The following is a 26,461-nucleotide window of genomic DNA, read 5'->3' as shown; positions in this document are numbered from 1 at the left end:
TCGACGGGCTCAGCCCGAACGGTGTTGGGGTGATTTTAGTAAATCCCGCCTTGGTCGGACAGGAAGTCGCTGTCCGTGCGCGCCCGCGTCCGGCCAGCCGCGCGGGTTTCGGCTACCTTGGCCTGTTCCTCCGCCTCTTCCTTGCGGATGGTGCGGCGGGGTTCGGATTCGGGTTTGAAGGCTTCCCAGATGACCGCAGCCTTGGGTTCGCTGGTCGGCCAGGCACCATAGACGCGCTTGCCCGAACGGCGGTCGATGGCGACCATGCGGATGCCCGCAGGGGCGACGAAGGGCGTCTTTGGCATGGTTTCCAATATGGGGGCCATCGCCGCCTTCCAGATCGGCGCGGCGATGCGGCCGCCCTGCGCCCAGCCGCCAAGGCTGCGCGGCTGGTCGTAACCGATATAGACGCCCGCGACGAGATCGGGCGAACCGCCGACGAACCAGACATTGGTGGGACCGTTGGTGGTACCGGTCTTGCCGAACAGCGGGCGCTTAAGGTCCGCCAATACGGTGGCAGTGCCGCGCTGGACCACGCCTTCGGTGATGTGGACGACCTGATAGGCGGTCATCGGGTTCATCACCTGCTTACCTTCAAAACCAAAGCGCGGCATCGGCTTGCCGTCCCAATTGGCCGCGTTGCAGCCATCGCAGGCGCGCCAGCGTTCCGGCCAGATCACCTTGCCGCGCCGGTCCTGGACATAATCCATCACCCGCGAGGGGAATTGCCGCCCCTGATTGGCGAGCGCCGCATAGGCATTGACCATGCGTTCGACCGTGGTTTCGCCCGCGCCCAGCGCGAAGGAGAGATAGGGCTGATAATCGCCGATGCCCATGGTCTTGATGGTGCGGACGACCCGTTCCATCCCGGTCTGGCTGGCAGCGCGCACCGTCATGAGGTTGCGCGACTGTTCGACGCCCCAGCGCATCGTCTGCGGCCCGGCGCTGCCGCCGGAGAAGTTGCGAAAGCATTTCTGGCCCAGGCCCGCGCCCTGATAGACGCATAAGGGACCATCGACGATGATCGAGGCCGGGGTCATGCCGCCATCGAGCGCAGCGGCATAGACGAACGGCTTGATGGTCGAACCGGGCTGGCGCAGCGCCTGGGTGGCGCGGTTGTAGGAGGAAAGACGCGAATCAAAGCCGCCCTGCATCGCGCGGATGCGGCCCGAATGGACTTCCTCCACCACCATGCCGCCCGATACTTCGGGGATGGAGCGCAGCGCCCAGCTTCCCCCGTTGCGCGCGACCACGATCAGGTCGCCCGGCTTCATCGCGGAAAAGGCAGGGCCGCCGGTCTTGCGATAGGGGGTCTGCGCGGCACTGGCGGGGAGCGTGCCGGTGCTGCCGTCGGAAAAGCCAAGCTGCGCATCGGTCGATGTGCGGCTGACGACCACGGCGACGCGCCACTCCGCATAATCGACATCGATATAGCTGGCGGCCAGTTCGCGCTCCCAGCCATTGTCGATGTTGAGATGGCCAACCGGCCCGGACCAACCGCGCCCGGCGTCAAAGCGGAGAAGGCCGCCGCGCAGGGCATTCTGAGTACTCTCCTGCACCACCGGATCATAGGGGCTGCGCACCCACAGGCCACCGGCATAGATGCTGTTGGGACCATCGCTCGCCTTTTCCCCGAACCGGGCGATCAGGCGACGGCGCACTTCTTCCATATAATAGCCGCCCGCGCGCGCATCGAAGCCCGAACCGTGCATCGCGACGGTGCCGAGCGGCTGGGCCATCGCCGCATCGCGCTGAGCGGGCGTGATCCAGTTGCTCTTGACCATTTCGCCCAGCGCCCAGTTGCGCCGGTCGATCGCACGGGCATGGCCGGTCGGGCTTTCGGGGCGATAATTGGCCGGACCCTTGGGCAGGATCGAAAGATAGGCCATTTCGTGGAGCGCGAGGTCGGCGACATCCTTGTCGAAATAGGCGCGGGCGGCAGCCTGCACCCCATAGGCGTTACGACCCAGAAATATCTGGTTGAGATAGAGTTCGAGGATCTGCTGTTTGGTCAGCACATTTTCCATGCGCCAAGCCAGGATCATCTCCTTCACCTTGCGCGTGGGCGAATATTCGTCGCCGATCAGCAGATTCTTGGCCACCTGCTGCGTGATGGTAGAGCCGCCGCGCGCGCGCTGGCCGGAGCCGAGCTTGCTGGCATAATCGACCACGGCCCCTGCAAAACCGGGGAAATCGACGCCATGATGGTCGAAGAAGGTCTTGTCCTCCGCCGCCAGATAGGCGTGGATCAGTTGCGGGGGATAATCGCTAAATTGCAGCTGGACGCGCCGTTCGCGAGCATAGCTGTGGACCGGCTGGCCATTAATGTCGCGCACGATGGTGGGCAGCGGCGGCTCATATTCCAGCAAGGTCGCCGCGTCCGGCAGGCCGCGCGCGAAGATCAGCCAGAACAGCGCGCAAAAGAGCAGGAAGCCGCCCAGCAGAATTGCCGCCCAGCGGAACAGGCGGCGCTGCCAGAGCGGGCGCAGACGGTCCAGCACGCCGCCAGCGTCGCGGCGCAGGCGATAGGCGAAGGACGATGCGGGCGGATTGGAACGGGCCTCTTCCATGACGGATCAGGCTCTAAGGTCAAAAAGCCTGAAGCGCCAGTGGGGATCGTTGAAGCTGGTTCGGCGATGCCAATCCTACCCTCCAAGGTCGGGGATTGTATCTGACCTTTCGCAATCCTCCACGTCATGCTGAATTTATTTCAGCATCCATTTCTCGTCCCAAGCGGCGGCTCGTGGGGCACGATGGATGCTGAAACAAGTTCAGCATGACGAACTATGATAGGGCGTGTCCATACGCGACAGCCCCACCCCCGGCGGGGCTGATTTGGCGTGATCACCCTCCCGTCGCACCTCCGTGCATCGCCAGCTTGCGGGCGAAGTGGACCTCGATCGCGCGGGAGACGCCGCGGGCGATTTTTTGCTGGCCTTCGCGCGAGGCGAGGAAGGCGGCGTCGTCGGCGTTGCTGATGTAACCGGTCTCGAACAGGACCGAGGGCGTGTCGGGCGCCTTCAACACCATCAGCGAGGCGAAGCGGTGATAGGCGCTGCGGAAGGGGACATAGGGCGATGCTTCGCGCTGGAGCAGGCGGGCGAAACTGGCCGAGATGTTCATCGATTCGCGCTGGGTCAGGTCGATGAGGATCGAGGAGACGTCGCCCGACTGGCCGCCAAGGTTCACGCCATTAATGATGTCGGCCTTATTCTCCCGCGCCGCCAGCCGGGCCGCTTCGCGGTCGGACGCGGTTTCGGACAAGGTATAGACGGTCGCGCCATGGGCTTCGGCATTTTCCGCCGCGTCGGCATGGACCGAGATGAACAGGTCAGCGCCCAGCTTGCGCGCGATGCCATAGCGTTCCTGCAACACGAGATATTTGTCATCGTCACGGGTCAGCGCCACCCGGACGCGGCCGGACTTGACCAGTTGATCGCGGATCGCCTGGGCAATGGCGAGCGTCACATCCTTTTCGCGCTTGCCATTTTCCTTGTTGATCGCGCCCGGATCATGGCCGCCATGGCCCGCGTCGATAACGATCAGCGGGCGGGTGCCGTCACGCGCGCCCTCGACCGGCGGCAGCGCGACGCCGCGTGCCATCGACGGGATCGGCACGGTGATGGAATGGAGCCGCTTTTGCGGCCGGGCGCTCATATTGGCGGGCGCGTCGAAGCTGGTGCGGCCCCTACCCACCGCGGTGCGAAAGGCGTTGTCGGTTGCGCCCTTGAGCGAAAAACTCAGCGATTTGCCGTCGGGCGCGATCTGTGCGTCGCCCAGCGTTGCGGGGCTGGCGAGGTCGAGGACGACGCGGGCGGTCCCTTCGCTCAACTGCCCCTGTCGCACGGCAGCGATCGCGCCATTGCCGGGCGCAAACTGACCGCGACCTACTTGCGCGCCGCTGATGTCGAGCGCGATCCGACGCGGCGTATCGAGCAGGAAGGCGGACGCGCCATCGACCCGATCATCGAAACGGACGATGACGCGATCGTCGCGCACGTCGACGGCATAGATGCCACCGGCGCTGCCGGGCGCTGCCATCGTCAGGGTGCTTGCAAGGGCAAGGCTCTGCAACATGCGCCGTTTGTGCATCGCATCGATGCGGGCCGTCCAGCCAAATGTCATGCGCTTATCCGTTCAGCGTCCCCACGCTAAACCCCGGATTAAGCACAGCCTGTTGTCGCGCCGTAAAATGAGAGGGTTAATATGATTTTCAGCAAGAAGGGGGATAAGAGCCCTTGTTTGGAACGGGCTTCGCCCATTCGTGCCGCACCAGCCCGCTCCCCCACCCGGCCTCCCACAGTATATCCTGATTGGGAGGCCGGGTGGGGGAGCGGGCCGGTGCGGTCTACAAAAGTCGGATCATAATATTTCAGGCAGCCGTTGCCCCGTGGGTCTTTGACTGCTACCCATTCACATTCCCGTAAGACTTGCCTGTTTCATGGCAGCGATGCGGGGCATCAAGAGAGGCATCGGCGCGCACTCTGCGCGCCAAAGGATGCCAGTAACAGGTTGACGCTGCATGAGGCATGAATTCCATTCCACGCTTGCCCCGGTAACGGGCGATGCGGCGTGGATGGTCCGGCCCGGCGATTTGTCCGGCCCTGCCGACGCAGCAGACACGCAACATTTCCTTCAAACCTGGACGACGCCGCAACCCGCGCCCCTTTCGGCGCGCGCGTGGTCGTCCCTTCACTATCGCGTGGCGGCGCGGCCTTGTGCCGCAGCCCGTCCACGCCGGAGACTATTACATGACAATGCGTATGCTGATCGATGCGCGCCACCGGGAAGAAACCCGTGTCGCGGTCGTCAAGGGTAACCGGATCGAGGAATTCGACTTCGAGTCCGCTGAGCACAAGCAGCTCAAGGGCAATATCTATCTGGCCAAGGTAACGCGGGTCGAACCCTCGTTGCAGGCCGCCTTCGTCGATTATGGCGGCAACCGCCACGGCTTCCTCGCTTTTAGCGAAATCCATCCCGACTATTATCAGATCCCGCGTGAGGACCGCGAAGCGCTGCTGCGCGAAGAACGCGCCCATGCCGAGGAAGAGGCCGCGCTGCGCGCCGATTTCGACGATGAGGATGACGAGGACGGCGAAGGCAGCGTCGAGACCGTCGAGGCGACCCATCATCATGATGATGAGGACGGCCATGACGAGCAGGATGGCGGCGAACAGGCCGAAGGCGGCGAGACCGAGGGCAATGGCGGACGCGGCAATGGTCGCGGGCGTGGACGTGGCCGGGGTGGCGATGATGCCGCCGACGAACTGCGCCGCAAGCGCATGGCGCTGCGCCGTCGCTACAAGATTCAGGACGTCATCAAGCGCCGCCAGGTGCTGCTGGTCCAGGTCGTCAAGGAAGAACGCGGCAATAAAGGCGCGGCGCTGACCAGCTATTTGTCGCTGGCCGGTCGTTACTGCGTGCTGATGCCCAATACTTCGCATGGCGGCGGCATTTCGCGCAAGATCAGCAATGCGGCGGACCGCAAGCGGTTGAAGTCGATCATCGCCGACATGGCGCTGCCATCGTCGATGGGCTGCATCGTGCGCACCGCCGGTCTCCAGCGCACCAAGGTCGAGATCAAGCGTGACTTCGACTATCTCGCCCGGCTGTGGGACGAGATTCGCGAAAATACGATGAAGTCGGCCGCGCCTGCGCTGATCCACAATGACAGCGACCTCATCAAGCGGGCGATCCGCGATATCTACAACAAGGATATCGAGGAAGTCATCGTCGAGGGCGAGCATGGCTATAAGGCCGCCAAGGACTTTATGCGCCTGCTGATGCCCAGCCATGCGCGCAAGGTGAAGGGCTATGCCGACGCGGTGTCGCTGTTCCAGCGCGCAGGCGTCGAGGATCAGCTGGCCGCCATGTACAACCCGGTGGTGCAGCTGAAATCGGGCGGCTATCTGGTCATCAACCCGACCGAAGCCTTGGTGTCGATCGACATCAACTCCGGCCGGTCGACTCGCGAACATGGCATCGAACAGACCGCGGTTGCGACCAATCTGGAAGCCGCGCGCGAGATTGCGCGCCAGTTGCGCCTGCGCGACATGGCGGGCCTTGTCGTCATCGACTTTATCGACATGGAGGTGAACTCCAACATCCGCAAGGTCGAGAAGGCGATGAAAGACGCGCTGAAGGACGATCGCGCGCGCATTCAGGTCGGCCGGATTTCGGGCTTTGGCCTGATGGAAATGAGCCGCCAGCGCCTGCGCACGGGCGTGCTGGAAGCATCGACCCGCCAGTGCCCGCATTGCGAAGGCACAGGTCTGGTCCGCACCGCATCGTCGGCTGGCCTGTCCGCGTTGCGGATGCTGGAAGAGGAAGCAGCGCGTGGGCGCGGCAACGTCATCACGCTGCGCGCCAGCCAGGAAGCGGCCTTCTACGTCCTGAACAACAAGCGCCGCGAACTGGACGAAATCGAGCAGCGCTATGGCGTCAGCATCGTCGTCCTGCCCGATGGCGAGGTTGAAGGCGCGCGCATGTCGGTCGAGCCGAGCGGCCCGCGTCCCGAACGCGTCGTGACCTATGCCCCGATGGATCAGGATGACGACGATCTCGACCTGATCGAGGAAGAAGAGGAAGAAGAAGAGGCGCTGGCCGAGGACGAGGAAGAGGTCGTTGCCGAGCGTGAGCCGCGTGGCGACCGCGCCGAGCAGGGCGACCGGGGCGAGGATCGCGATGGCAATCGCCGCCGCCGCCGTCGCCGTCGTCGTCGTGGTGGCCAGCGCGATGAAAATCGCGTCGAGGGTGAAGCCCGAGAAGAAGCCGAAGCTGGTGCCGATGCCACGGATGCCGAAGAAGGCACCGCCGAGGACAGCGACAGCGAGGCCGAAGCCACTGCAACCACCGCCGAAACCGAGGAAGAGGGCGCTGCCCGTCGTCGTGGCCGTCGTGGTCGTCGTGGCGGTCGTCGTCGTCGCGAAGGTGGTGAAAATGCCGCCGAAGCCGGTGCAGAAACCGTGGATGCTGAATCGGTTACCGATGATGCGCCCGTGGTCGAGGACGCCACTGTTGAGGAGGCTCCCACCGAGGAAGCCCCCAAGACCCGCCGTCGTCCCCGCGCCCGCAAGCCCAAGGCCGATAGCGCGCCGGTGACCGAAGCGCCGGTGACCGAAGCGATCGTCGAGGAAGCGCCGGTTGAGGTCGCAGTCGAAGCCCCTGCCGAGGTCGTGGCCGAGGCCGCACCCGCCAAGCCCCGCCGTGGTCGTCGCACCAAGGCGCAGATCGCGGCTGATGCTGCTGCGGCGGACGCCGTCGTCGAAGCGCCGGTGGCGGAAGAAGCGCCTGCCAAGCCCAAGCGCACCCGTCGCAAGAAGGCTGACGTCGCGGTGGAAGCAGAAGCGGCGCCTGCGGTCGAAGCACCGGTCGTGGTCGAGGAAGCCCCGGCTGCCGAGACAGTGGCAGCGGAAGGCGAATCCGAAGGCGTCAATGAAGATGGCTCGCCGCGTCGCGGCTGGTGGCAGCGCACCTTTGGCCAATAAGGCCGGAGCGTAAGCCCATGAAAAAACGCCGCTGCTTATCCGGTCATATCCGGTGCGCAGCGGCGTTTTTCGTTTGGCGCGCTGCTTCACCGGCGGTTCATGGCGTGCATGGCAGTGGCGGCGCGTGATGGTCCGAATGTTCCGATGGCTTGCCCTGCTGCTGGGTGCGTTCATGCTGATGGCGCGCCCGGCGCTGGCGCAGAGCATCTTGCGCGATGCCGAGACCGAAGCCTTCATGGCCGATATGTCCGCGCCGCTGGTCAAGGCGGCGGGTATGGACCCGCGCAATGTCCAGGTGCTGGTGATCAACGATCCCGAAATCAACGCCTTCGTCGCGGGCGGCCAATATGTGTGGGTGCATAGCGGGCTGATCGCGCAGGCCGACAATGTGAACCAGTTGCAGGGCGTGGTGGCGCATGAACTGGGGCATATTGAGGGTGGCCATATCGTCCGCTTTGGCGAGGGGATTCGCGAGGCGACGGGCGTGACGCTGCTCAGTCTTGTGCTGGGTGCCGCCGCGATCGCGGCGGGCGGCGCGGAAGCGGGCATGGGGATCATGGGGCTGGGCCAGCAGGCGGCCATGACCAAATTCCTGGCCTTTTCGCGTGGGCAGGAAAGCTCCGCCGATCTGGCCGGCGCGCGCTATCTGAGCGCGGCAGGCGTCAGCGGCCGGGGCAGCCTGGAATTTTTCAAGAAGCTGCAAAATCAGGAATATCGCCTCGCGATCCCGCAGGACAATAGTTATGGCCGCACCCATCCGCTGTCGGGCGAACGGATCAATGTGCTGCGCGAAGTCTATACCGTTGACCCCGCGTGGGAAAAGCCGGTCGACCGGGGGCTGGAGCAGCGGTTCGAGCGGATCAAGGCCAAGCTGGTCGGCTTCGTGTCCGAACCGACCCAAACCCTGATCAAATATCCCGAAAGCGACCAGTCGATCCCGGCCCATTATGCCAGAGCCTATGCCTGGCACAAAAGCGCCTATCCGCAGCGCGCCCTCTATGAGGCCGACGCGCTGCTGGCGGCGGCGCCGGACGACCCCTATTTTCTGGAACTGAAAGGCCAGATATTGCTGGAAAGCGGTCGCCCCAAGGACGCGGTCGCGCCGCTGCGCGAGGCGGTGCGGCTGACCAACCAGCCGCTGATTTCGGTACTGCTGGCCCATGCGTTGATCGCGACCGAGGATGAGGCGAATTTTGCCGAGGCCGAGCAGGTGCTGCGGCTGGCGGTGGCGCGCGACCGGGAAAATCCCTTCGCCTGGTATCAACTGGGCGTCGTCTATGAACGGCGCGGCGACACGCCCCGCGCGGCGCTGGCGACGGCGGAACGCTATGCCATGATCGGTGAGCATCCGATGGCGCTGCGCAGTGCGGATGCGGCGATGCAGGGGCTGAAACCGGGCACGGTTGACTATCTGCGGGCGCAGGATATCGCCATGGTATCGCGCGCCGCGATCGAGCAGCAGCGGAAGAAACGATAAGATGACGCAGCAAAACCGGCCGACATTCCGCACGGCCCTTTCCAACAGGATGATCCAGATGACCCTTGGCGCTTTCGCCTTTATCGCGGCGGCCGCCGGGACCGCATTGGCCGTGCAGGCTCCCGCTGGCGTGACTGCCACGGACAAGAGCGCGATCGAGAAAATCGTCCATGACTATATTCTTGAGCATCCTGAAATCATACCGCAGGCGATCGAGAAATTGCAGGCGAAGCGGATGTCTGGGACGATTTCCGACAATCGCGCCGCGCTGGAAAAGCCCTATGCCGGGGCGTGGGAAGGCGCGGTCAATGCCGATGTCACCGTGGTTGAATTTTTCGACTATGCCTGTGGCTATTGCCGCGCGTCGCTGCCTGATCTGGCCAAGCTGGTCGGGTCGGACGCAAAGGTGAAGGTCGTGTATCGCGAACTGCCGATCCTGTCGGAAGAAAGCAGCGACGCGGCCAAAGTATCGCTGCTGGCGGCCGAGCGCGGCCAATATATGGCCTATCACAAGGCGATGTATGGCGCGGGCAAGGTGACGCGCGATACGATCGTCGCGGCGGCGGCAAAGGCTGGGATCGCCAAGGCTGACGCGGAAGCCGCGATCACATCGAGCAAATATGACGCCGAAATCCAGTCCAACATCGCACTGGCCCAGAAATTGCAGGCCAGCGGGACGCCAACCTTCGTGATCGGCGACCAGGTGCTGAACGGCGCGGTTGGCTTCGACGCGCTAAAGGGCGGCGTGGCGGCGGCGCGGGCGAAGTAAATGCGTGATCCTCCTCTTGCAGGGGAGGTGGATGGCCGCAGGCCAGACGGAGGGGTGTCGAGCCATCGAGAAGGCGACACCCCTCCACCACCAGCTACGCTGGCGGTCCCCCTCCCCTTGCAGGGGAGGATTTCAGTTAGGTAATGTCCGGCGTCCTCCGCCATTGACTTCCCCCCCCCATTTGCCTATCGGACGCCCCCTGAACATGCGGCCGCTGCTTTGGCGGCCCTTTTTTGTCACGCCCGATTCTCTAGTTGTTTTTTGAGGAATGAACGATGAAGCGCACTTTTCAGCCGAGCAATCTGGTTCGGAAGCGCCGTCACGGTTATCGCGCCCGCATGGCGACCCCCGGCGGCCGCAACATCATCCGCGCCCGTCGTGCGCGCGGCCGCAAGAGCCTGAGCGCCTGATCGAAGGGCCGCCTTCGGCTGCGCCTGCCATCATGGGCAAGCGGGCCGATTTCCTGGCGGCCAATCGCGGCAAGCGCGCACCGATGCCGGGATTCGTCCTGCTGGTGCGTGAGCGCGACGATGGCGATCCGGCGATGCGCTTTGGCATCACGGTCACGAAAAAGATTGGCGGCGCCGTCATCCGTAACCGGATGAAGCGCCGCTTTCGCGTTCTCGCGCGCGAATTGCTGCCGTTGCATGGCTATGCCGGTGCCGATCATGTGCTGATCGGTCGCGACGGCGGCAAGGAACGCGATTTCGCCCTGCTGCGCACCGAACTGGAAAAGGCGCTGCGCAAGATTGCGCGCGCGCCCTTGTCCGGCGAGGCACCGCCGCGCAACGGGCCGCGTGCCGGCCATGGCCGGGGCAAGGGCAAAGTCGGCGCATGATCGCCCGCCTCCTGATCCTGATCGCGCGCTTTTGGCAGATCGGCCCTTCGCGCATCCTGCCCCCCTCCTGCCGCTATGCCCCCTCCTGCTCCGAATATGCGATCCAGGCGGTGCGCAAATATGGCGCGATCAAGGGTAGCTGGTTGGCGGGTAAGCGGCTAATGCGATGCCACCCATGGGGCGGTTCGGGCTATGACCCGGTCCCCTGACACAGATATAAGACGGCGGAGCCGAACAACGTGGACGACAAGAAGAATATCATTCTGGCGGTGCTGCTGACCGCGGCGATCCTGTTCGGCTGGCCCTATGTATCCACTTATTTCTTCCCGGCGGCCAACCCGCCCGCAACGAAGATAGAGGGTGGCAAGACCACGCCGGTCGCCAACCCCGCAGCGGACCCTGCCGCCGACAGCGTAACCGCGATTCGCGACCGCGCGCTGGTGCTGAAGGAAAGCCCGCGTATCCCGATCCGCACGCCCAAGCTGGACGGGTCGATCAACCTGAAGGGCGCGCGCATCGATGACATCGTGCTGCCCACCTATCGTGAGACGATCGCCAAGGATTCGCCAGCGGTGCGGCTCTACAGCCCCGCTGGCACGCAGGACGCCTATTTCGCCGGTTTCGGCTGGCAGGGCGAAGGGCTGAAAACGCCGAACAAGGACACGGTCTGGACCGCGCAGGGCAGCGAACTGACTCCGACAAGTCCGGTCACGCTGACATGGAATAATGGCGCAGGCCAGACGTTCGAGATTCGCCTGAGCGTCGATGAAAATTACATGATCTCCGCCGCGCAGAAAGTGTCGAACAGCGGCACCGGCGCTGTGGGCGTAAAGCCCTATGGCTATATCAGCCGCAGCAGCATCCCCAAGGACCCCGATACCTGGACCATCCATATCGGCCCGATGGGCGTGTTCAACAACGCGGCCAATTATGACGTGAATTATGCGGATCTGGATGAAGGTCCGTCCACCCGCGATTTCCAGTCCAAGGGCGGCTGGATCGGCTTTACCGACAAATATTGGCTGTCGGCGCTGGTGCCGGGCAAGGATGCCGATGTCGCGGCGCAGTTCCGCAAAGGCGCTGGCACGCAATATCAGGCCGATGTTGCGCTGGCGTCCACCATGTTGGCACCAGGCAAGGCCGTCACGCAGACGCAGCGCCTGTTCGTCGGGGCCAAGGAGGTCAAGACGCTCCAGGCCTATGAGCGTGACGGCGTCAAGCTGTTCGACCGCGCGATCGACTGGGGCTGGTTCTACTGGTTCGAGCAGCCGATCTTCGCCCTGCTGCACTGGTTGTTCGAGACGCTGGGTAATTTCGGTGTAGCGATCATCTGCCTGACCTTCGTGGTGCGCGGCCTGATGTTCCCGGTCGCCCAGCGCCAGTTCGCCAGCATGGCCGCGATGCGCGCTGTGCAGCCCAAGATGAAGGCGCTGCAGGAGAAATATAAGGACGACAAGCCCAAGCTCCAGCAGGAGATGATGGCGTTGTACAAGACGGAGAAGGTCAACCCGCTGGCCGGGTGCCTGCCGATCTTCATCCAAATTCCGATCTTCTTCGCCCTCTACAAGGTGCTGATGCTGACGATCGAAATGCGGCACCAGCCGTTCGTGCTGTGGATCAAGGATCTGTCAGCGCCCGACCCGCTGCATATCCTGAACCTGTTTGGCCTGCTGCCCTTCACGCCCCCATCCTTCCTGGCGATCGGCGTGCTGGCGGTGCTGCTGGGCATTTCGATGTGGTTGCAGTTCAAGCTGAACCCCGCGCAGATGGACCCGATGCAGCAGCAGATCTTTGCGATCATGCCGTGGATGATGATGTTCATCATGGCGCCGTTCGCGGCGGGCCTGCTGGTCTACTGGATCACCAACAACTGCCTGTCGATGGCGCAGCAATGGTGGTTGTACCGCAAACATCCCGTGCTGAACGCGGCGGTCGCGAAGTAGGCAGGGCCAAACCTAAGTCCCCGTTCGTGCTGAGTAGGGACTGAGCGAAGCCGAAGGACCGTATCGAAGCATCGCGCGGCCTTCCGGCCCTTCGATACGCCGCTTCGACTGCGCTCAGCGGCTACTCAGGGCGAACGGAGATATATATGACCGAACAAGACAATACCGACCTGACCGAAGAAGCGCGCAAGGTTTTTTCCGGGCCGATCACCTTCCTCAAATCCGCGCCGACGCTGGAATTTCTGCCCGACATGGCGGTGAATGAGGTCGCCTTTGCGGGCCGGTCCAATGTCGGCAAATCATCGCTGCTCAACGCGCTGACCAACCGCAACAATCTGGCGCGCACGTCGAACACGCCGGGGCGGACGCAGGAATTGAACTTCTTTGAGGTGGGCGAACCGCTGCGCTTCCGCCTGGTCGACATGCCCGGCTATGGCTATGCCAAGGCACCCAAGGATGTAGTGCGGAAGTGGAAGTTCCTGGTGAACGACTATCTGCGCGGGCGCGCGGCATTGAAGCGGGCGCTGGTGCTGATCGACAGCCGCCACGGCATCAAGGAGGTCGATACCGACATGCTCGACATGCTCGACGGCGCAGCGGTGAGCTATCGCATCATCCTGACCAAGGCGGACAAGATCAAGGCGAGCGAACTGGCGGCGGTCACCGAACAGACTGCGCTGGCCATCCGCAAGCGCCCCGCCGCCCACCCGGACATCATCGCCACGTCCGCCGAAAAGGGCATGGGCCTGCCCGAACTGCGCGCCGCCGTGCTGGAAGCGGTGACGATCGGCTGAAATTATGCCCTAAAATCCTCCCCCGGCGGGGGAGGAGCCATATTTTGCCTTGAGGAACCGACCATGGCCGACGACGAATATGTCTATGACGAAGCGACCGGCGAGTGGATCAGCGCCGCCGATGCCGCGCAGGCCGACAGTGAGCCGAACAGTGTCGAAGTGCGTGATTCGGTTGGCAACCTGCTGGCCGATGGCGATCAGGTGACGTTGATCAAGGATCTGACGGTCAAGGGCGCTGGCCAGACGCTGAAGCGGGGCACGCTGATCAAATCGATCCGGCTGACCGGGGACGCACAGGAAATCGACTGCAAATTTGACGGGATCAAGGGGCTGGTGCTGCGCGCCGAATTTGTGCGCAAGCGGTGAGCCGCAGGATCGCGCGATGGGTGCTGGCGCTGGCCTATCTGGTCGCTGGGGTCGCGCATTTGGGATCGCCCGGCGGCTTCATTGCGATCACGCCGGGCTGGGTGCCCTATCCTGCCACGATGATCTTGCTGACCGGCTTGGCCGAGATCGCGGGCGCGGCCGGGCTGATGGTGCCGCGGTTACGCAGGGCGGCGGGCATTGGTCTGGCGCTCTATGCGCTGTGCGTGTGGCCCGCCAATATCAACCATGCTTTCAATGATATAGCGATTGGCGGCGTGCATCTGGGCTGGGCCTATCATGGGCCGCGACTGGCGTTGCAGCCGGTGATCATCTGGTGGGCGCTGTGGGCGGCCCATGTCATCGACTGGCCCTTTGCCCGCCGCGATTAGCCAGCGATTGTCTTTCCGGTTCAACGCCCTACTGTGCGCCCTTTCCTACAGACGAGCGTGAGAGAGCATGATGACCCGGCATCTTCCCTGGATAGCAGTCGCTATCATCGGCGCGGTGGCGCTGGGCGTTGTCGCGGTGTCGCGCGGCGAGGCGGTCAATGCATTGTGGATCGTGGTGGCGGCGGTCAGCTGCTTTCTGGTCGCCTATCGCTATTATGCCCTGTTCATCGCTCGCCATGTGATGCGGCTAGACCCGTCGCGGCCGACCCCGGCGCTGCGCCGTGCCGATGGGCTGGACTATGTCGCGACCGACCGCACCGTGCTGTTCGGTCATCATTTCGCGGCGATCGCAGGCGCGGGGCCGCTGGTCGGCCCGGTGCTGGCGGCGCAGATGGGCTATCTGCCCGGCACATTATGGATCATCGTCGGCGTCGTGCTGGCGGGCGCGGTGCAGGATTTCATGATCCTGTTCATTTCCATGCGCCGCGACGGCAAGTCGCTGGGCGAACTGATCCGCATGGAAATGGGGCAATGGGCCGGGACGATCGCCCTGTTCGGTGCGTTCATGATCATGGTCATCATTCTGGCGGTGCTGGCGCTGATCGTGGTCAAGGCGCTGGCCGAGAGTCCGTGGGGCATGTTCACCGTTGCCGCGACCGTGCCGCTGGCGATGGTCATGGGGGCATACACCCGCTGGATCAGGCCGGGGCGGATTGGCGAAGTGTCACTGCTAGGGCTGGTCGGTTTGCTGGCCGCGATCGTCTATGGACAGGCGGTGGCCGCGTCGCCCTTCTGGGGACCGGTGTTTACCTTCACACCGCTGACGCTGTGCTGGATCTTGATCGGCTATGGCGCGGTGGCGTCGGTGCTGCCGGTATGGCTGTTGCTGGCACCGCGCGATTATCTGTCGACCTTCCTCAAGATCGGGGCGATTGCGGCGCTGGCGGTCGGCATCGTCATCATGGCCCCGCCGCTCAAAATGCCCGCGCTGACGCAGTTTGTGGATGGCGGCGGGCCGGTCTGGGCCGGTGGCCTGTTCCCCTTCCTGTTCATCACCATCGCCTGCGGCGCGGTGTCGGGTTTCCATGCGCTGATTTCCAGCGGCACCACGCCCAAGCTGATCGCCAGCGAAGCCCATGCCCCGGTGATCGGCTATGGCGCGATGCTGATGGAGGCGTTCGTGGCAATCATGGCGCTGGTCGGCGCGTCGATCCTGGACCCCGGCATCTATTTCACGATGAACAGCCCCGCCGCGCTGATCGGCACCGATGCGGCGAGTGCGTCAGCCGCCGTGACTGCCATGGGCTTTCCGATCTCGCCCGACCTCATCACCCAGACGGCGAAGGATGTCGGCGAACATAGCATCATCAGCCGCGCGGGTGGCGCGCCGACGCTGGCGGTGGCGATGGCGGAGATATTCAGCCATGTCGTCGGCGGCCCGGCGATGAAGGCCTTTTGGTATCATTTCGCGATTCTTTTCGAGGCGCTGTTCATCCTGACGGCGGTGGACGCAGGGACACGCGCCGGGCGCTTCATGTTGCAGGACCTGATCGGGCTGGCGGTGCCAAGCTTCAAGCAGAGCAAGGGCCATATGCCGGGTATCGTCGCCACGGCGCTGACGGTCGCGGCCTGGGGGTTCTTCCTGCATCAGGGGGTCACCGATCCGCTGGGCGGGGTGAATACGCTGTGGCCGGTGTTCGGTATTTCCAACCAGATGCTGGCGGCGATCGCGCTGATGCTGGGGACGGCGGTGCTGTTCCGCATGAAGCGCGACCGCTACGCCTGGGTGACGATGATACCGACCGCCTGGCTGCTGGTCTGCACTTTGTCGGCAGGATGGCTCAAGCTGTTCTCCGCCGATGCCAAGGTCGGTTTCCTGGCCCATGCCGCTAAATTCAGCGCAGCGGCAGACGCGGGCGAGGTGCTGGCCCCGGCCAAATCGATGGCGCAAATGGAGCGCATCATCTTCAATGACCGGGTCGATGCGGCGCTGGTCGCGCTGTTCCTGTCGGTCGTGCTGGCGCTGCTGGTCTTTACCATCCGCACCTGCATTGCCGCGCGGCGAATCGCAGCGCCGACAGCGCGCGAAATTCCGGCGCAACTGGTGCCGGCGGAATGAGCGGATTTCTGACCATGCTGCGGCAGACCGCGCGGCTGATGGTCGGGATGCCCGACTATGACGCCTATCTGCGCCATATGCTGACCCATCATCCCGACCAGCCCGCGATGGACCGGACACAGTTTTTTCGCGATCGGCAGGAAGCGCGCTATGGCGGCAAAAATGGCGGCAAATGCTGCTGATCCGCGTAATATTACCACTGTAAAATATCAATCTGGGACAGAAAGTTACAGGCCAAGTGCAAAACAGGATTGATCCGTGCGATCATCCTGCTAGGCGGCAGCGTCCTTTGTGCCCGACAGCTTGAGGGATATGCCCCCTGCCCCATCCCTTGCGGCAGGGGGCAGTTTGTTTCAGCGCCGGGCGTTGAAGCCCGCGACCATCCCCGCGGTGATCGACAGCGCGATTTCCGCCGCGCCGATCGCGCCGATGTCCAGCCCTGCCGGGCCGTCGATTCGGGCCAGATCATCCGCGCCGAAGCCCTGCCCCGCCAACCGCTCCAGCCGCGCGGCGTGGCTCTTGCGTGATCCGAGCGCAGCGACATAGCCGGTCGGCGCGCGCAGTGCCGCCTCCAGCGCCGGATCGTCAATCTTGATGTCGTGACTGAGCGTCACCACCGCAGTCGATTCGCCGGGGAAACGCGCGGCGATGGCTTCGTCAGGCCAGCGATCATCCAGTTCAACGCCGGGGAAGCGTTCCGCCGTCAGGAACCGCCCGCGCGGGTCGATCACCACCGGGGTCACGCCAATGGCCTGTGCCAGCGGGACGAGCGACTGGGCGATCTGGACCGCGCCGACGATGAGCAGGCGGCGTGGCGGATCATAGCGGTTGAGGAAATCGCCCTCGCCCGCCTGTTCGCGGGTGATCCCGCTGGCAAGGTCGGTCGCCAGCGTCAGCGCCCGACCCCGCGCGCTGGCGGCCTCGATCCGGTCGAACAGGTCGGGGGCAAAGCCACCATCCCCCACGGGTTGGACCAGGACGGCAATCTCCCCGCCGCAGGGCAGGCCGACTTCCCACGCATCGCCATCGGCGACACCATAGGTCGCGACATGGGCGGCGCGCCCGGCAATGACTTCGGCAGCGCGGTGCAGCACGTCGCTTTCAACGCAACCGCCCGAAATACTGCCTTCAAAGCGGCCGTCCTGATGCACGATCATATGACTGCCGCGCGGGCGTGGGGCGGACCCCCAGGTCGATACCACCGTCGCCAGCGCCAGCCTTGCACCCCGCCATTCGACTGCCTTGCGGATCACCGCGCCATTATCGTTCAAATCGGGACTCCTTTGGCGCACAGATAGGCACGGCTGACGCGCTACACCAGACGCCTGCCGGTCCAGACGACCCGCCCGACAATATCCACCAGCGCCGGGTCGATATCGGTCCAGTCGGGATAATGGAGATTGTCGCTGACGACGCTGAAGCGCCCGCGCAATGGGCCCATCGCGATCCGCTTGACCATCAAGACTCCGTCGAGCCGCAACACATAGACGCCGTCGCGCAACCGGGTGGCGTCATCGTCATGATCGACCATGATGTCGTCGCCATCGCTGAGCGTCGGGGCCATCGATTCGCCATCGACCCGGATGATCGACACGCGCTGCGGCCTTACCCCCAGGTGGCGGAGCCAATGGGCGTCAAAAGCCATCACGCCGGCGGCGCGCTCATCATCGTCCAGCGTGCCAACGCCCGCCGACGCGCCCAGCGCCAGGCGCGGCACCGCCACCACGGCAGGCATCCCCCGCGTGCGGGCGGGGATGGCCACCGGCGCAGCGCCGCCCCCCAGCATCTGTTCGGCCACGCCGAAATAGCGAGCCAGCACATGCCGGTCCGCCTCATCCAGTTTGCGCGGGGTGCCGCGTTTGATGAACTGCTGGATATAGGCGGGGTTGCGACCGATCAGGCGGGACAGATCGGCATAATTTTCTCCCCGTTCGGCAATCAGCCGATCCAGCGCGATCCGGGCGTTCTGCGATTCATCCATATCCAGTCCATAATGATAGGAATTTTCCTAGACAAGTAGGAAATTGGCTCAGAGATAGGAATATACCTATCGGCTTGCAGCGGGCGAGTCGGGCCAACAGGGGAGAAAGAAGCCGATGCTGTTGCATGCGATCGAACGATTCCTTCGCCAATATGACATGCCGCCAACCACCTTCGGTCGCGCCAGCACGCGCGATCCACGGCTGGTTTTCGACCTGCGCCAAGGGCGCGAGCCGGGGGACCGCGTGAGGAGACGAATAGAACATTTCATGAACACATATCGCAGGAGCATCAGCCAATGACAAGCGTGCATCATGGATTTCGGCCTGAGAATCTGGTCCGAAACAAACCGATAGGAAAAACCCAGCGCGACCCGTTGCCGCGTCTGCTGGGGCAACTGCTCAAGCGCGCTGGCGCACCGACGACGATCGAGCGCGCGGTGAGCCGCCCCTGGGCCAGCGCCCTGTTCGAGGGCCGTCGTCATGTCATCGCGCTGCGCCTGTCGGGCGCGACGGTCGCGACGCGACTCTGCGATTTTGTCGAAGGCATAGAGAGCGCGGAATGGCAGTTGCCTGGCCATTTCGTCGCCGACATCACGATCGACGACACGCGGGAGGAGGAGAATGAAATCCGGCTGGAGTTGTCCGCGCTGACGATCGAGGACTGGTAAGGGGTTAGCGCCCCCGGCCAGCCATGCTGCGCAATGCACCAAGCGCAGCGCGCAGGGCATCGTCGGCGTCCTGCGCCACCATGTCGCGCACCGGCACGGCGGGTGTGACCGGCATGTCGGCGATGACCCGCACGGCGCCTGTTTCCGCCGCCGGGGCGCGGCTGCGCAGGGCGAGGCCACGTTCCAGCCGCTGGGTCAGTTCAGTGATCGACAGACCCTGGGTCGGGATGGGATCAAGGAGCGGGGGCGTGACGGGCGCTGCGTCTTGCGGCGCTTCGTCCGCCACGTCTGGTTCGACCAGCGGCGCGGCGAGCCGCTGGAAGGTCGGCAGGGGCAATTCTTCCTCGGCAATCGGCAAGGGCGCGCTGGGCATGACCAGACCGACGGACGGGACGATGGCGTCCTGCTCCGGTTCGGGATGCATCACCAGCGGCCTGCGGATCGCGTCGGGGCGGGCAAAAATGTCGATACCGTTGAAGTCGCGGCTGGCAAAGATGGGCGCGCGGGCGGGCGCATCGGGGTGCGCATCGGCGCGGCGCAGCGACGGAATGGCGTCATCGACAGGGGCAACACGTCCCCGCGCCAGCGCGGTCAGTTTGGAAAAGGCGAAACCCATTTTTCTTGCTCCCTGGACGCGCAACCTGCGTCCTTCTTGTTCAGCTGGCCGGTCCTGCCGGCGCATCATCCCCATCAGTCCCACCGCCATCAATGCGGCAAAGCCCGCCAGCAGCAGTCGGGCTTTCAACCCCAGCGGCGGTGCGGCGGCGGGCAAACTTTCCGACAGGCCACTTGACGCCACGACCATTTCGATCAGCCCGACCGGAATCCACAGCACCAACAGCGCCGCGGTCATGCCGCCCAGCGCCATGATGGCGATCCCCCTTGTCTGTGCTGCCTTCATGGCCACTTTGCTTCTTCAAACCTCGCTCAGGCCGCCGCGCGCGTGCCGGTAGGACGCGCCAGCAGCCGCTGGTAAACAGGTTCGTAACGCAAAATGTTTGACGACCAGTTACGCTCGCGCTCGACAAAGACGCGGGCGAGCGCACGCCGTTCGTCCCAGATGCTACGATCGGCAAACAGGCCTGCCAGCGCGGCGGCCATGCCTGCCGGATCGTCTGGCGGGAACAACGTGCCCGTAACACCATCCTCGATCAGTTCGCGGTGGCCGCCCACGCTGGACGCGGCGACCAATTGCCCCTGCGCCATGGCTTCGAGCGGCTTTAGGGGCGTGACGAGATCGGTCAGCCGCATCGCCTTGCGCGGATAGGCCAATATGTCGATCTGGGCATAATAATGTTCGACCTGATCGTGCGGGACGCGCCCGACAAAGACGATATGGTCGGCAAAGGGGGAGGCAAGCGCCTGATCGCGCAGCGCCTGTTCGCGCGGGCCGCCACCCACCAGCAGCAACTTGGCTTTGGGCCGGGCGCGGACAAGTCGCGGCATCGCGGCGATCAGATCGTCCAGCCCTTCATAATCATAGAAGCTGCCGATGAAGCCGACGACGTCCGCCCCTTCAAGGCCGAGTTGTGCCGTCAGCGCGGGGTCACGCGGCACGGGTGTGCCGAACTGGTCCATATCAACGCCATTGGGCGACACGATGATCTTGGCCGGGTCGATGCCGCGCGTGGCAAGATCGCTGCGCAGCCCTTCGCAGATGACCGCGACCGCATCGGCATTGCGCACGGCATGGGTTTCGAGCTGGCGGGTCAGCCAGTAACGCGGGCTGCCCTCCGTCCCGGTGCCATTGCCGACCGCCGCATCTTCCCAGAAGGCGCGGATTTCATAGACTAAAGGGATGCCATGACGCTTGGCGACGCGCTGCGCGGCGATGGCGTTCAGCACCGGCGAATGGGCGTGGATGATGTCGGGCCGCCATTGCTGCACCAGCGCCTCGATCGCGTCGGCATGGGCGGCAATGTCGCGCCATTCGCGCAGCACCGGATTGCCGGTGGCGGGCGCGCCGGGGGTACGGTGGAAATGGAGGCCATCGATCACCTCCTCCAGCGGTCCCGAAGCGCTGTGGCGATGCCCGGTTATGCCGCGCACGTCCCAGCCCCTGGCCAGCTGCGCACGCAGGATGGCGCGGGTGCGGAAGGTGTAGCCGCTGTGCAGTGGCAGGCTGTGGTCCAGCACATGAAGAATATGGGTCATAGCCCATGGACTTAACCACAAAAGGTTTAACGGCCCGTCAACTGTGTCGCGTTAGGGAGGGTCGGGTAGCCAGTGGAACCACCAAGACGCAATGATCGACACCCTGTCCCTGCTGATCAGCCATGGCGTGATCCTGCTCGCCGCGTGGCGGCTGTTGCCGCGCGCCGATCTGGATCGTGATCCGCCAGTCGAGGAAAGCGCGCGCGATGCGTGATCTGTTCTTCCTCGCCTTTCTGGGCATATTCTTCCTGATGGGGCTTAGGCGGCCATTCCTGCTGGTCGCGGTCTATGCCTATATCGACATCGTATCGCCCCAGCGTCTGTCCTATTTCCTGCTCAATTCGATCCCGATTTCCGCCATCGCTTTTGCGGCGATGGTGGGCGCGTGGCTGGTCATTGACGACAAGAAGGATTGCCGCTTTTCCGCGCGGCAGGTGCTGCTGCTGATTCTGCTGATCTGGTGCGGCTATACCACCGCGACCGCCGATTTCCCCGCCGAGGCGCTGACCAAATGGAACTGGGTGTGGAAGGCGATCATCGCGGGCATCTTCCTGCCGCTCACGCTCCGCACGCGCCTGCGAATCGAGGCGATGACGGTTTTCATGATCCTGTGCGCCAGCACGATCATCATCAATGGCGGCATGAAAACGGCGCTGTCGGGCGGCGGCTATGGCGTGCTGAACCTGATGGTCGACAATAATAGCGGCCTATATGAAGGGTCTATCATCAGCTGCGTCGCGATTTCGCTGATCCCGCTGATCCTGTGGCTGTCCAGACATGGCACCATCTTTTCGCCGGACGACTGGCGGGTGAAGGCGTTTTGCTACTGCCTGTGCCTGGCCTGCCTGTTGATGCCGATCGGCACTGAAGCGCGCACGGGCCTTGTCTGCATCGTTATTCTGGCCGGGCTGATGCTGGTGCGCTCGCCCCGGCGTTTCGTCTATGGGCCGCTGATGTTGCTGACGGCGCTGGTTTCCATCCCCTTCCTGCCTGCCAGCTTCACCCAGCGGATGCAGACGATCGAAAATCATCAGGGCGACGAGAGCGCCTCCACCCGCGTGGCGGTGTGGATGTGGACGCTCGATTATGTGAAAACCCATCCGGGCGGTGGCGGCTTCGACAATTATCTCCAGAACAGCTTTACCTATTTCGCGCAGAGCGAAGTGGGCGATGGCGACGCCAAGCGGGTCGAGCGGCGGCTGGTGACCGACAAGGGCCGGGCCTATCACAGCGCCTATTTCGAGATGCTGGGTGAGCAGGGCTATTTCGGCTTTCTGCTCTGGGCGCTGATCCATGGCATCTGCTTCATCCGTACCGAAATGATCCGCCGCCTGTATCGCAAACGAGCGGGACCGGATGAGGCGTGGATCGCGCCCTTCGCGCTGGCGCTGCAACAGGGGCATATCATCTATATGATCGGATCACTGTTCGTGGGCATCGCCTATCAGCCCTTCATCTTCATGATGCTGGCGCTCCAGATCGGTTTGGACACTTATCTGAGCCGTAGGCGGAAGGCCGCGGCGCGGCTCGACCTGAACGCCGCGATGAACCGGTCGCGCGGGGCGCTGGCATGAGCGGCGAGCTGCGCGCGCTGGGGCTGGTCCATGGCCTGTTGCTGGGGCTGCTGCTGGCGTCGCCACTGATCGCGCCGGGGCTGCTGCCATGGGGCGTGGAGGCCTTATTCATCATCGGCGCGTTCCAGTTGCGGCTGGCCGACCGGCGTTGGGACATGCGCGATGGCTGGCGCAGCTGGATCAGCCATATCCGCATGGCGCCGTTGCGACTGATCCCCTGGGGCGCGGCGGCGACCGTCGCGCTGATCGCGGGCAATGGCGCGCGGGCGCAGGCGATCCTGATCGCCGCGTCGCTGTGCGAGTTACTGGTCTATCCGGTCTGCACCCATGTGCTGGCGCGACTGTCCCGGCGCGTGGTCGGCGCGGTGCTGGTATTGCTGATCCTGATCGGGTTGAGCGCTGTCGGCGAGACGATCCGCTACATGATCGGTTTCATGACCGGGATGAGCGCCTGCCTGTTCTGGTTGCGCGGTCCCGATGGCGAGGCCCATGCGCTGGGGCTGGCGCTGGCCGGGCTGGTAGCTGCGGCGATAGCACCGGTGCTTTGGCCTGTCGCCCTGCCCGTCGCCTTCCCTGCCGCCATCGTCTGCGCAACGCTCGCGCTGGCGCATGTCTCGATGCTGCGCCGCCGCCCCGTCCCGTGGCGGGCGGGCGGTGGCACACAGGTCAGGCCGTGACGGTTCCGACTTCTGCCACGGCCTTGCTGAAGTGCGGAACGAAGCGATGAAAGGTGGGTTTTTGGCCATGAGAAGGACAATATGGCCAGCCAACCCCTTATCCATGTAGATGACAGCATCCCCGGCATTTCGCGACGCGCGCTCAAGAGCGGCTGGGGCTATTACCAGCCCGATGGCGGACGCATCGCCGACCGGGACGAGATTGGGCGGCTGAACGCCATCGCCCTGCCGCCCGCCTATCGCGATTGCTGGTTCTGCCCGATGCCCCATGGCCATATATTGGCGACGGGGCATGACGAGCGGGGCCGCAAGCAATATCGCTATCACCCGGAATTTCGTGCTGACCGGGAGGCACAGAAATATGAAGGCTGTGCCGGTTTCGGTCGCGCCCTGCCCAAATTGCGCGCGCAACTGGAGGCGGACCTTTCACGGCGCGGGTTGCGCAAGGAACGGACGATCGCGGCTGTCGTGCGGCTGCTGGACGTCGGCCATTTGCGGGTCGGCAACGAACATTATGCCACGACCAACAAGAGTTTCGGCGCGACGACCCTGCGCCGCCGCCATATCGACCTGACCGGCAAGGCGCTGACGCTGCGCTATCGCGCCAAGTCGGGCAAGCAGCATCAGGTGACGCTGACCGACAAAAGGCTGCTGCGCTTCGTGCGGCAGGTGCAGGATTTGCCGGGTCAGCATCTGTTCCAATATCTGGACGAGGATGGCGAGGCGCGGCCGATCACGTCGAGCGACGTCAACGCCTATATCGCGCAGGCCATGGGCGGTCCCTTTACCGCCAAGCATTTCCGCACTTGGGGCGCATCGACCGTCGCGGTTGCCACATTGGCGGCCGGGCCGGTGTCAATGAAGGCCTTGCTGGAGCCGGTGGCGGCTGCGCTGGGCAACACGCCCGCGATCAGCCGCAAAAGCTATATCCACCCTGCCCTGCTCGACCTGTGCAAGGATGGGCAGGACGCATGGCGCGCGGGGCTTCGCCTGCCGCGTCAGACACGCTATCTGTCCCGCGAGGAACGCGGACTCATCGCATTTCTCGACACTTTAGCCTGATACAGACTAACGGGACCAGCATGGCCAATAAAACTGAACCTGCCGCCGCCGCACCGGTGCGCGCCCCCGATTTCGTCGAAATGTGGCGATCGACCAGCGATTGGTTCGCTGTTCACTATGTCCAGATCATCGTCGCCATTGGCGCGGGCGTTCTGATCTACCTCGTCCTGGCGGCGCTGCGCTCGTTCGGGAAAAGGTGGCGTGGCACCCGTGGCGACCCGCTGGGCTATGCCAATGTGCTGGGTCGGGCGGTGGCGCGGACATCGCATTTCTTCATGGTAATGGTCGCGGCCAAGCTGGTCGCGGGTTACGCCGATCCGCCTGCGGTACTGTTCAAGACGATCGCCTTCCTCTTCACCATCGCCGCCGTGTTGCAGGGCGCGATCTGGGCGCGGGAGATCATCTTGGGGCTGATCGAGCGAAAGACGCTGGCGGAGGATGGCCAGGGTGAGACGCTGGCCAACGCCATGGGCCTGATTCGCGTGCTGGTGACCTTTGCCCTGTTCGCGATCGCCACTATCGTTGTGCTGGACAATCTGGGCGTCAACGTCACCGGCTTGGTTGCGGGTCTCGGCATTGGCGGCATCGCCATTGGCCTGGCCGCCCAAGGGATATTTTCCGACCTGTTCGCCGCGCTTTCGATCATCTTCGACAAGCCGTTCCGGCGCGGCGAGACGATCACCTATGACACCACGACCGCGACGGTGGAAAAAATTGGCCTCAAATCAACACGATTACGCGCCGTCACTGGCGAAAAGAAAGTGATGTCCAACGCCAATTTGTTGCAGAAGGAAATTACCAGCTACTTGACGCTGGATCACCGCCGCATCAAATTTGCCGTCGGCGTCATTTATCAAACACCGCCACAGCTTGCCGACCAGATCCCCGCTATATTGCGTGAGACTGTCGAAGCGCATGACGGCGTGTTCATCCGATCCGGCTTTGTCAATTTCGGAGCGTCCAGTCTGGATTTTGAAGTCGAGTTCGACGTGTATCTACCAGACTGGGATTCGATTTATCAGGTGCGGCACAAGGTCGGGCTTGCCGTATTGCGGCGGTTTAACGAGGCCGGGATTGAATTTGCCTATCCGACCCAGACGACCTTCACGGCCGCCCCGGACGGACAGATGATCATGCCCTATGCGGAAATTCAGCCCGTGCGCCGGGTCTGACTCGGCCTATTCACCCATGCCCCACAGGCTGCCGGGCTGAAGCAAGCCGTCCTCCAGCGCCAGCCCGCCGTCGCGATCCCGCGCCAGCAACAGCGCACCGTCAAGGTCGGTCCAGTCCGCCCCCTGCGCCACCAGCGCGGCGGGCGCGATGCCAAGCGACGTGCCGAGCATACAACCGACCATGACGCGGAACCCCCGGTCTCGCGCCGCTTGGCGCAGCGCCAGCGCCTCGGTGAGGCCGCCGGCCTTGTCGAGCTTGATATTCACGGCGTCGAAATCGCCCAGCCGATCAAGGTCCGCGCTGGTGTGGCAGCTTTCGTCGGCGCAGAGCGGCAGCGGTGCACGGACCCCGGCCAGCGCCGCTTCCCGACCATGGATCACCGGCTGTTCGATCATCTCGACGCCAAGGTCGGCCAGCGCCTGCGCCTCTGCGGCTATATCCAGATCATGCCAGCTTTCATTGGCATCGACGATCAGCCGCGCGTTTGGCGCGCCAGCCCGCACGGCAGCGATGCGCGCGCGGTCGCCCTCGCCAGTCAGCTTGCATTTGAGCAGGGCAAAGCCGCGCCCCGCCGCCGTGCGGGCGGCAGCCTCCATGGTGGCGGGATCGCCCAGACTGATGGTAAAGGCGGTGGGTAGCGGGGTGGGTGCGTTGAGGCCAGCGAGCTGCCACACCGGTACGCCTGCCCGCTTCGCCTCCAGATCCCAGAGTGCGCAGTCGAGCGCATTGCGCGCCGCGCCGCGCGGCATCTGCGTCAATAGCGCCTGCCGGTCGAACGTTCCAGCATAGGCGCGGATTGCGGCTGCGCAGCCTTCTGCCGTTTCACCCTCATAATAGATGGCCGTCCCCTCGCCCCGGCCGACATAGGTGCCATCGCCCACAGTGCAGACGACCACATCCACATCCGTCTTGGCCCCGCGAGCGATGATGAACGCGCCTGCGACCGGCCAGCGTTCGACGGTCGCGGACAATAGGTGGATCATTGCTGG

General features: G+C 64.1%; 25 protein-coding genes. 18 read left to right on the top strand and 7 right to left on the bottom strand.

The window, feature by feature from the left end; translation table 11 throughout:
• Window positions 1-35: 35 nt before the first annotated feature.
• Both ACODSR_RS16980 and ACODSR_RS16975 read right to left on the bottom strand, forming a co-directional pair.
• Window positions 36-2,570: a penicillin-binding protein 1A gene (locus tag ACODSR_RS16980; protein ID WP_489077811.1), complete on the bottom strand. Its 2,535-nt coding sequence runs from the start codon at window positions 2,568-2,570 to the stop codon at window positions 36-38.
• A 274-nt stretch (window positions 2,571-2,844) separates the two neighbouring features.
• On the bottom strand, window positions 2,845-4,125 hold the full coding sequence (locus ACODSR_RS16975; protein ID WP_489077810.1) for an N-acetylmuramoyl-L-alanine amidase: 1,281 nt from the start codon (window positions 4,123-4,125) through the stop codon (window positions 2,845-2,847).
• Between the two features lie 626 nt (window positions 4,126-4,751).
• Between ACODSR_RS16975 and ACODSR_RS16970 the strand changes: the two genes are divergently transcribed.
• The 12 genes from ACODSR_RS16970 to ACODSR_RS16915 all read left to right on the top strand — a co-directional run bounded on the left by ACODSR_RS16970 (window position 4,752) and on the right by ACODSR_RS16915 (window position 16,364).
• Window positions 4,752-7,487, top strand: coding sequence for an Rne/Rng family ribonuclease (locus ACODSR_RS16970; protein ID WP_489077809.1), 2,736 nt, complete (start codon window positions 4,752-4,754; stop codon window positions 7,485-7,487).
• Window positions 7,488-7,614: 127 nt separating this feature from the next.
• Window positions 7,615-8,964: a M48 family metalloprotease gene (locus ACODSR_RS16965; RefSeq protein WP_489077808.1), complete on the top strand. Its 1,350-nt coding sequence runs from the start codon at window positions 7,615-7,617 to the stop codon at window positions 8,962-8,964.
• A gap of 1 nt (window position 8,965) precedes the next feature.
• Window positions 8,966-9,733: a DsbA family protein gene (locus tag ACODSR_RS16960; protein WP_489077807.1), complete on the top strand. Its 768-nt coding sequence runs from the start codon at window positions 8,966-8,968 to the stop codon at window positions 9,731-9,733.
• Between the two features lie 275 nt (window positions 9,734-10,008).
• Complete coding sequence (rpmH, locus tag ACODSR_RS16955; RefSeq protein ID WP_006959075.1) at window positions 10,009-10,143, top strand: 50S ribosomal protein L34; 135 nt, start codon at window positions 10,009-10,011, stop codon at window positions 10,141-10,143.
• A gap of 32 nt (window positions 10,144-10,175) precedes the next feature.
• Window positions 10,176-10,571 carry a ribonuclease P protein component gene (gene rnpA / locus ACODSR_RS16950; protein WP_489077806.1) on the top strand — a complete coding sequence of 132 codons (396 nt, stop codon included), beginning with the start codon at window positions 10,176-10,178 and terminating at the stop codon, window positions 10,569-10,571.
• The gene (yidD, locus tag ACODSR_RS16945; protein WP_119744815.1) at window positions 10,568-10,780 is read left to right on the top strand and encodes a membrane protein insertion efficiency factor YidD; all 213 of its coding nucleotides are present in this window, start codon (window positions 10,568-10,570) and stop codon (window positions 10,778-10,780) included. Before rnpA ends, yidD begins: the two co-directional genes overlap by 4 nt.
• Before the next feature lie 30 nt (window positions 10,781-10,810).
• Window positions 10,811-12,514 carry a membrane protein insertase YidC gene (gene yidC / locus ACODSR_RS16940; RefSeq protein ID WP_489077805.1) on the top strand — a complete coding sequence of 568 codons (1,704 nt, stop codon included), beginning with the start codon at window positions 10,811-10,813 and terminating at the stop codon, window positions 12,512-12,514.
• A gap of 146 nt (window positions 12,515-12,660) precedes the next feature.
• On the top strand, window positions 12,661-13,308 hold the full coding sequence (yihA, locus tag ACODSR_RS16935) for a ribosome biogenesis GTP-binding protein YihA/YsxC (RefSeq protein ID WP_489077804.1): 648 nt from the start codon (window positions 12,661-12,663) through the stop codon (window positions 13,306-13,308).
• Between the two features lie 63 nt (window positions 13,309-13,371).
• Window positions 13,372-13,674, top strand: coding sequence for an alkylphosphonate utilization protein (locus ACODSR_RS16930; RefSeq protein ID WP_489077803.1), 303 nt, complete (start codon window positions 13,372-13,374; stop codon window positions 13,672-13,674).
• Window positions 13,671-14,063, top strand: coding sequence for a DoxX family protein (locus tag ACODSR_RS16925; RefSeq protein WP_489077802.1), 393 nt, complete (start codon window positions 13,671-13,673; stop codon window positions 14,061-14,063). Before ACODSR_RS16930 ends, ACODSR_RS16925 begins: the two co-directional genes overlap by 4 nt.
• 70 nt (window positions 14,064-14,133) lie before the next feature.
• Complete coding sequence (locus tag ACODSR_RS16920; protein WP_489077801.1) at window positions 14,134-16,182, top strand: carbon starvation CstA family protein; 2,049 nt, start codon at window positions 14,134-14,136, stop codon at window positions 16,180-16,182.
• A complete protein-coding gene (locus ACODSR_RS16915) occupies window positions 16,179-16,364 on the top strand; it encodes a YbdD/YjiX family protein (protein WP_217675397.1) in 186 nt (61 codons plus the stop codon). Before ACODSR_RS16920 ends, ACODSR_RS16915 begins: the two co-directional genes overlap by 4 nt.
• A 171-nt stretch (window positions 16,365-16,535) precedes the next feature.
• On the opposite strand, the gene ACODSR_RS16910 is transcribed toward ACODSR_RS16915, so the two are convergent.
• Window positions 16,536-17,453, bottom strand: coding sequence for an XdhC family protein (locus tag ACODSR_RS16910; RefSeq protein WP_489077800.1), 918 nt, complete (start codon window positions 17,451-17,453; stop codon window positions 16,536-16,538).
• A gap of 41 nt (window positions 17,454-17,494) precedes the next feature.
• Window positions 17,495-18,163, bottom strand: coding sequence for a S24 family peptidase (locus ACODSR_RS16905; protein WP_489077799.1), 669 nt, complete (start codon window positions 18,161-18,163; stop codon window positions 17,495-17,497).
• Window positions 18,164-18,460: 297 nt separating this feature from the next.
• Between ACODSR_RS16905 and ACODSR_RS16900 the strand changes: the two genes are divergently transcribed.
• Window positions 18,461-18,832: a hypothetical protein gene (locus ACODSR_RS16900; RefSeq protein ID WP_489077798.1), complete on the top strand. Its 372-nt coding sequence runs from the start codon at window positions 18,461-18,463 to the stop codon at window positions 18,830-18,832.
• A gap of 4 nt (window positions 18,833-18,836) precedes the next feature.
• Here ACODSR_RS16900 and ACODSR_RS16895 read toward each other — a convergent pair whose 3' ends face one another.
• Both ACODSR_RS16895 and ACODSR_RS16890 read right to left on the bottom strand, forming a co-directional pair.
• Entirely contained in the window at window positions 18,837-19,700 is an 864-nt protein-coding gene (locus ACODSR_RS16895) for a hypothetical protein (protein ID WP_489077836.1), read from the bottom strand.
• A gap of 59 nt (window positions 19,701-19,759) precedes the next feature.
• On the bottom strand, window positions 19,760-20,986 hold the full coding sequence (locus ACODSR_RS16890) for a TIGR04063 family PEP-CTERM/XrtA system glycosyltransferase (protein WP_489077797.1): 1,227 nt from the start codon (window positions 20,984-20,986) through the stop codon (window positions 19,760-19,762).
• 91 nt (window positions 20,987-21,077) lie between these two features.
• Here ACODSR_RS16890 and ACODSR_RS16885 point away from each other — a divergent pair, with 91 nt between their 5' ends.
• The 5 genes from ACODSR_RS16885 (at window position 21,078) to ACODSR_RS16865 (ending at window position 25,471) form a co-directional block, all read left to right on the top strand.
• A complete protein-coding gene (locus ACODSR_RS16885) occupies window positions 21,078-21,200 on the top strand; it encodes a hypothetical protein (protein WP_275402208.1) in 123 nt (40 codons plus the stop codon).
• Window positions 21,193-22,560, top strand: coding sequence for a putative O-glycosylation ligase, exosortase A system-associated (locus tag ACODSR_RS16880; protein ID WP_489077796.1), 1,368 nt, complete (start codon window positions 21,193-21,195; stop codon window positions 22,558-22,560). The genes ACODSR_RS16885 and ACODSR_RS16880 overlap by 8 nt, the downstream gene beginning before the upstream one ends.
• Window positions 22,557-23,237 (top strand): hypothetical protein, encoded by a 681-nt coding sequence (locus ACODSR_RS16875; RefSeq protein WP_489077795.1) that lies wholly within the window; start codon window positions 22,557-22,559, stop codon window positions 23,235-23,237. The genes ACODSR_RS16880 and ACODSR_RS16875 overlap by 4 nt, the downstream gene beginning before the upstream one ends.
• A gap of 81 nt (window positions 23,238-23,318) precedes the next feature.
• On the top strand, window positions 23,319-24,299 hold the full coding sequence (locus tag ACODSR_RS16870) for a DNA topoisomerase IB (RefSeq protein ID WP_489077794.1): 981 nt from the start codon (window positions 23,319-23,321) through the stop codon (window positions 24,297-24,299).
• A gap of 20 nt (window positions 24,300-24,319) precedes the next feature.
• Window positions 24,320-25,471 (top strand): mechanosensitive ion channel family protein, encoded by a 1,152-nt coding sequence (locus ACODSR_RS16865; protein WP_489077793.1) that lies wholly within the window; start codon window positions 24,320-24,322, stop codon window positions 25,469-25,471.
• Between the two features lie 6 nt (window positions 25,472-25,477).
• Here the strand turns inward: ACODSR_RS16865 and dgcA are convergent, their stop codons facing one another.
• Window positions 25,478-26,455, bottom strand: coding sequence for an N-acetyl-D-Glu racemase DgcA (gene dgcA / locus ACODSR_RS16860; RefSeq protein ID WP_489077792.1), 978 nt, complete (start codon window positions 26,453-26,455; stop codon window positions 25,478-25,480).
• Between the last annotated feature and the right edge of the window lie 6 nt (window positions 26,456-26,461).

It is taken from the genome of Sphingobium sp. FG125, assembly GCF_057809795.1.
Note: the sequence above shows the minus strand (reverse complement) of the source record. Positions and strands in the feature narration are given on the sequence as shown.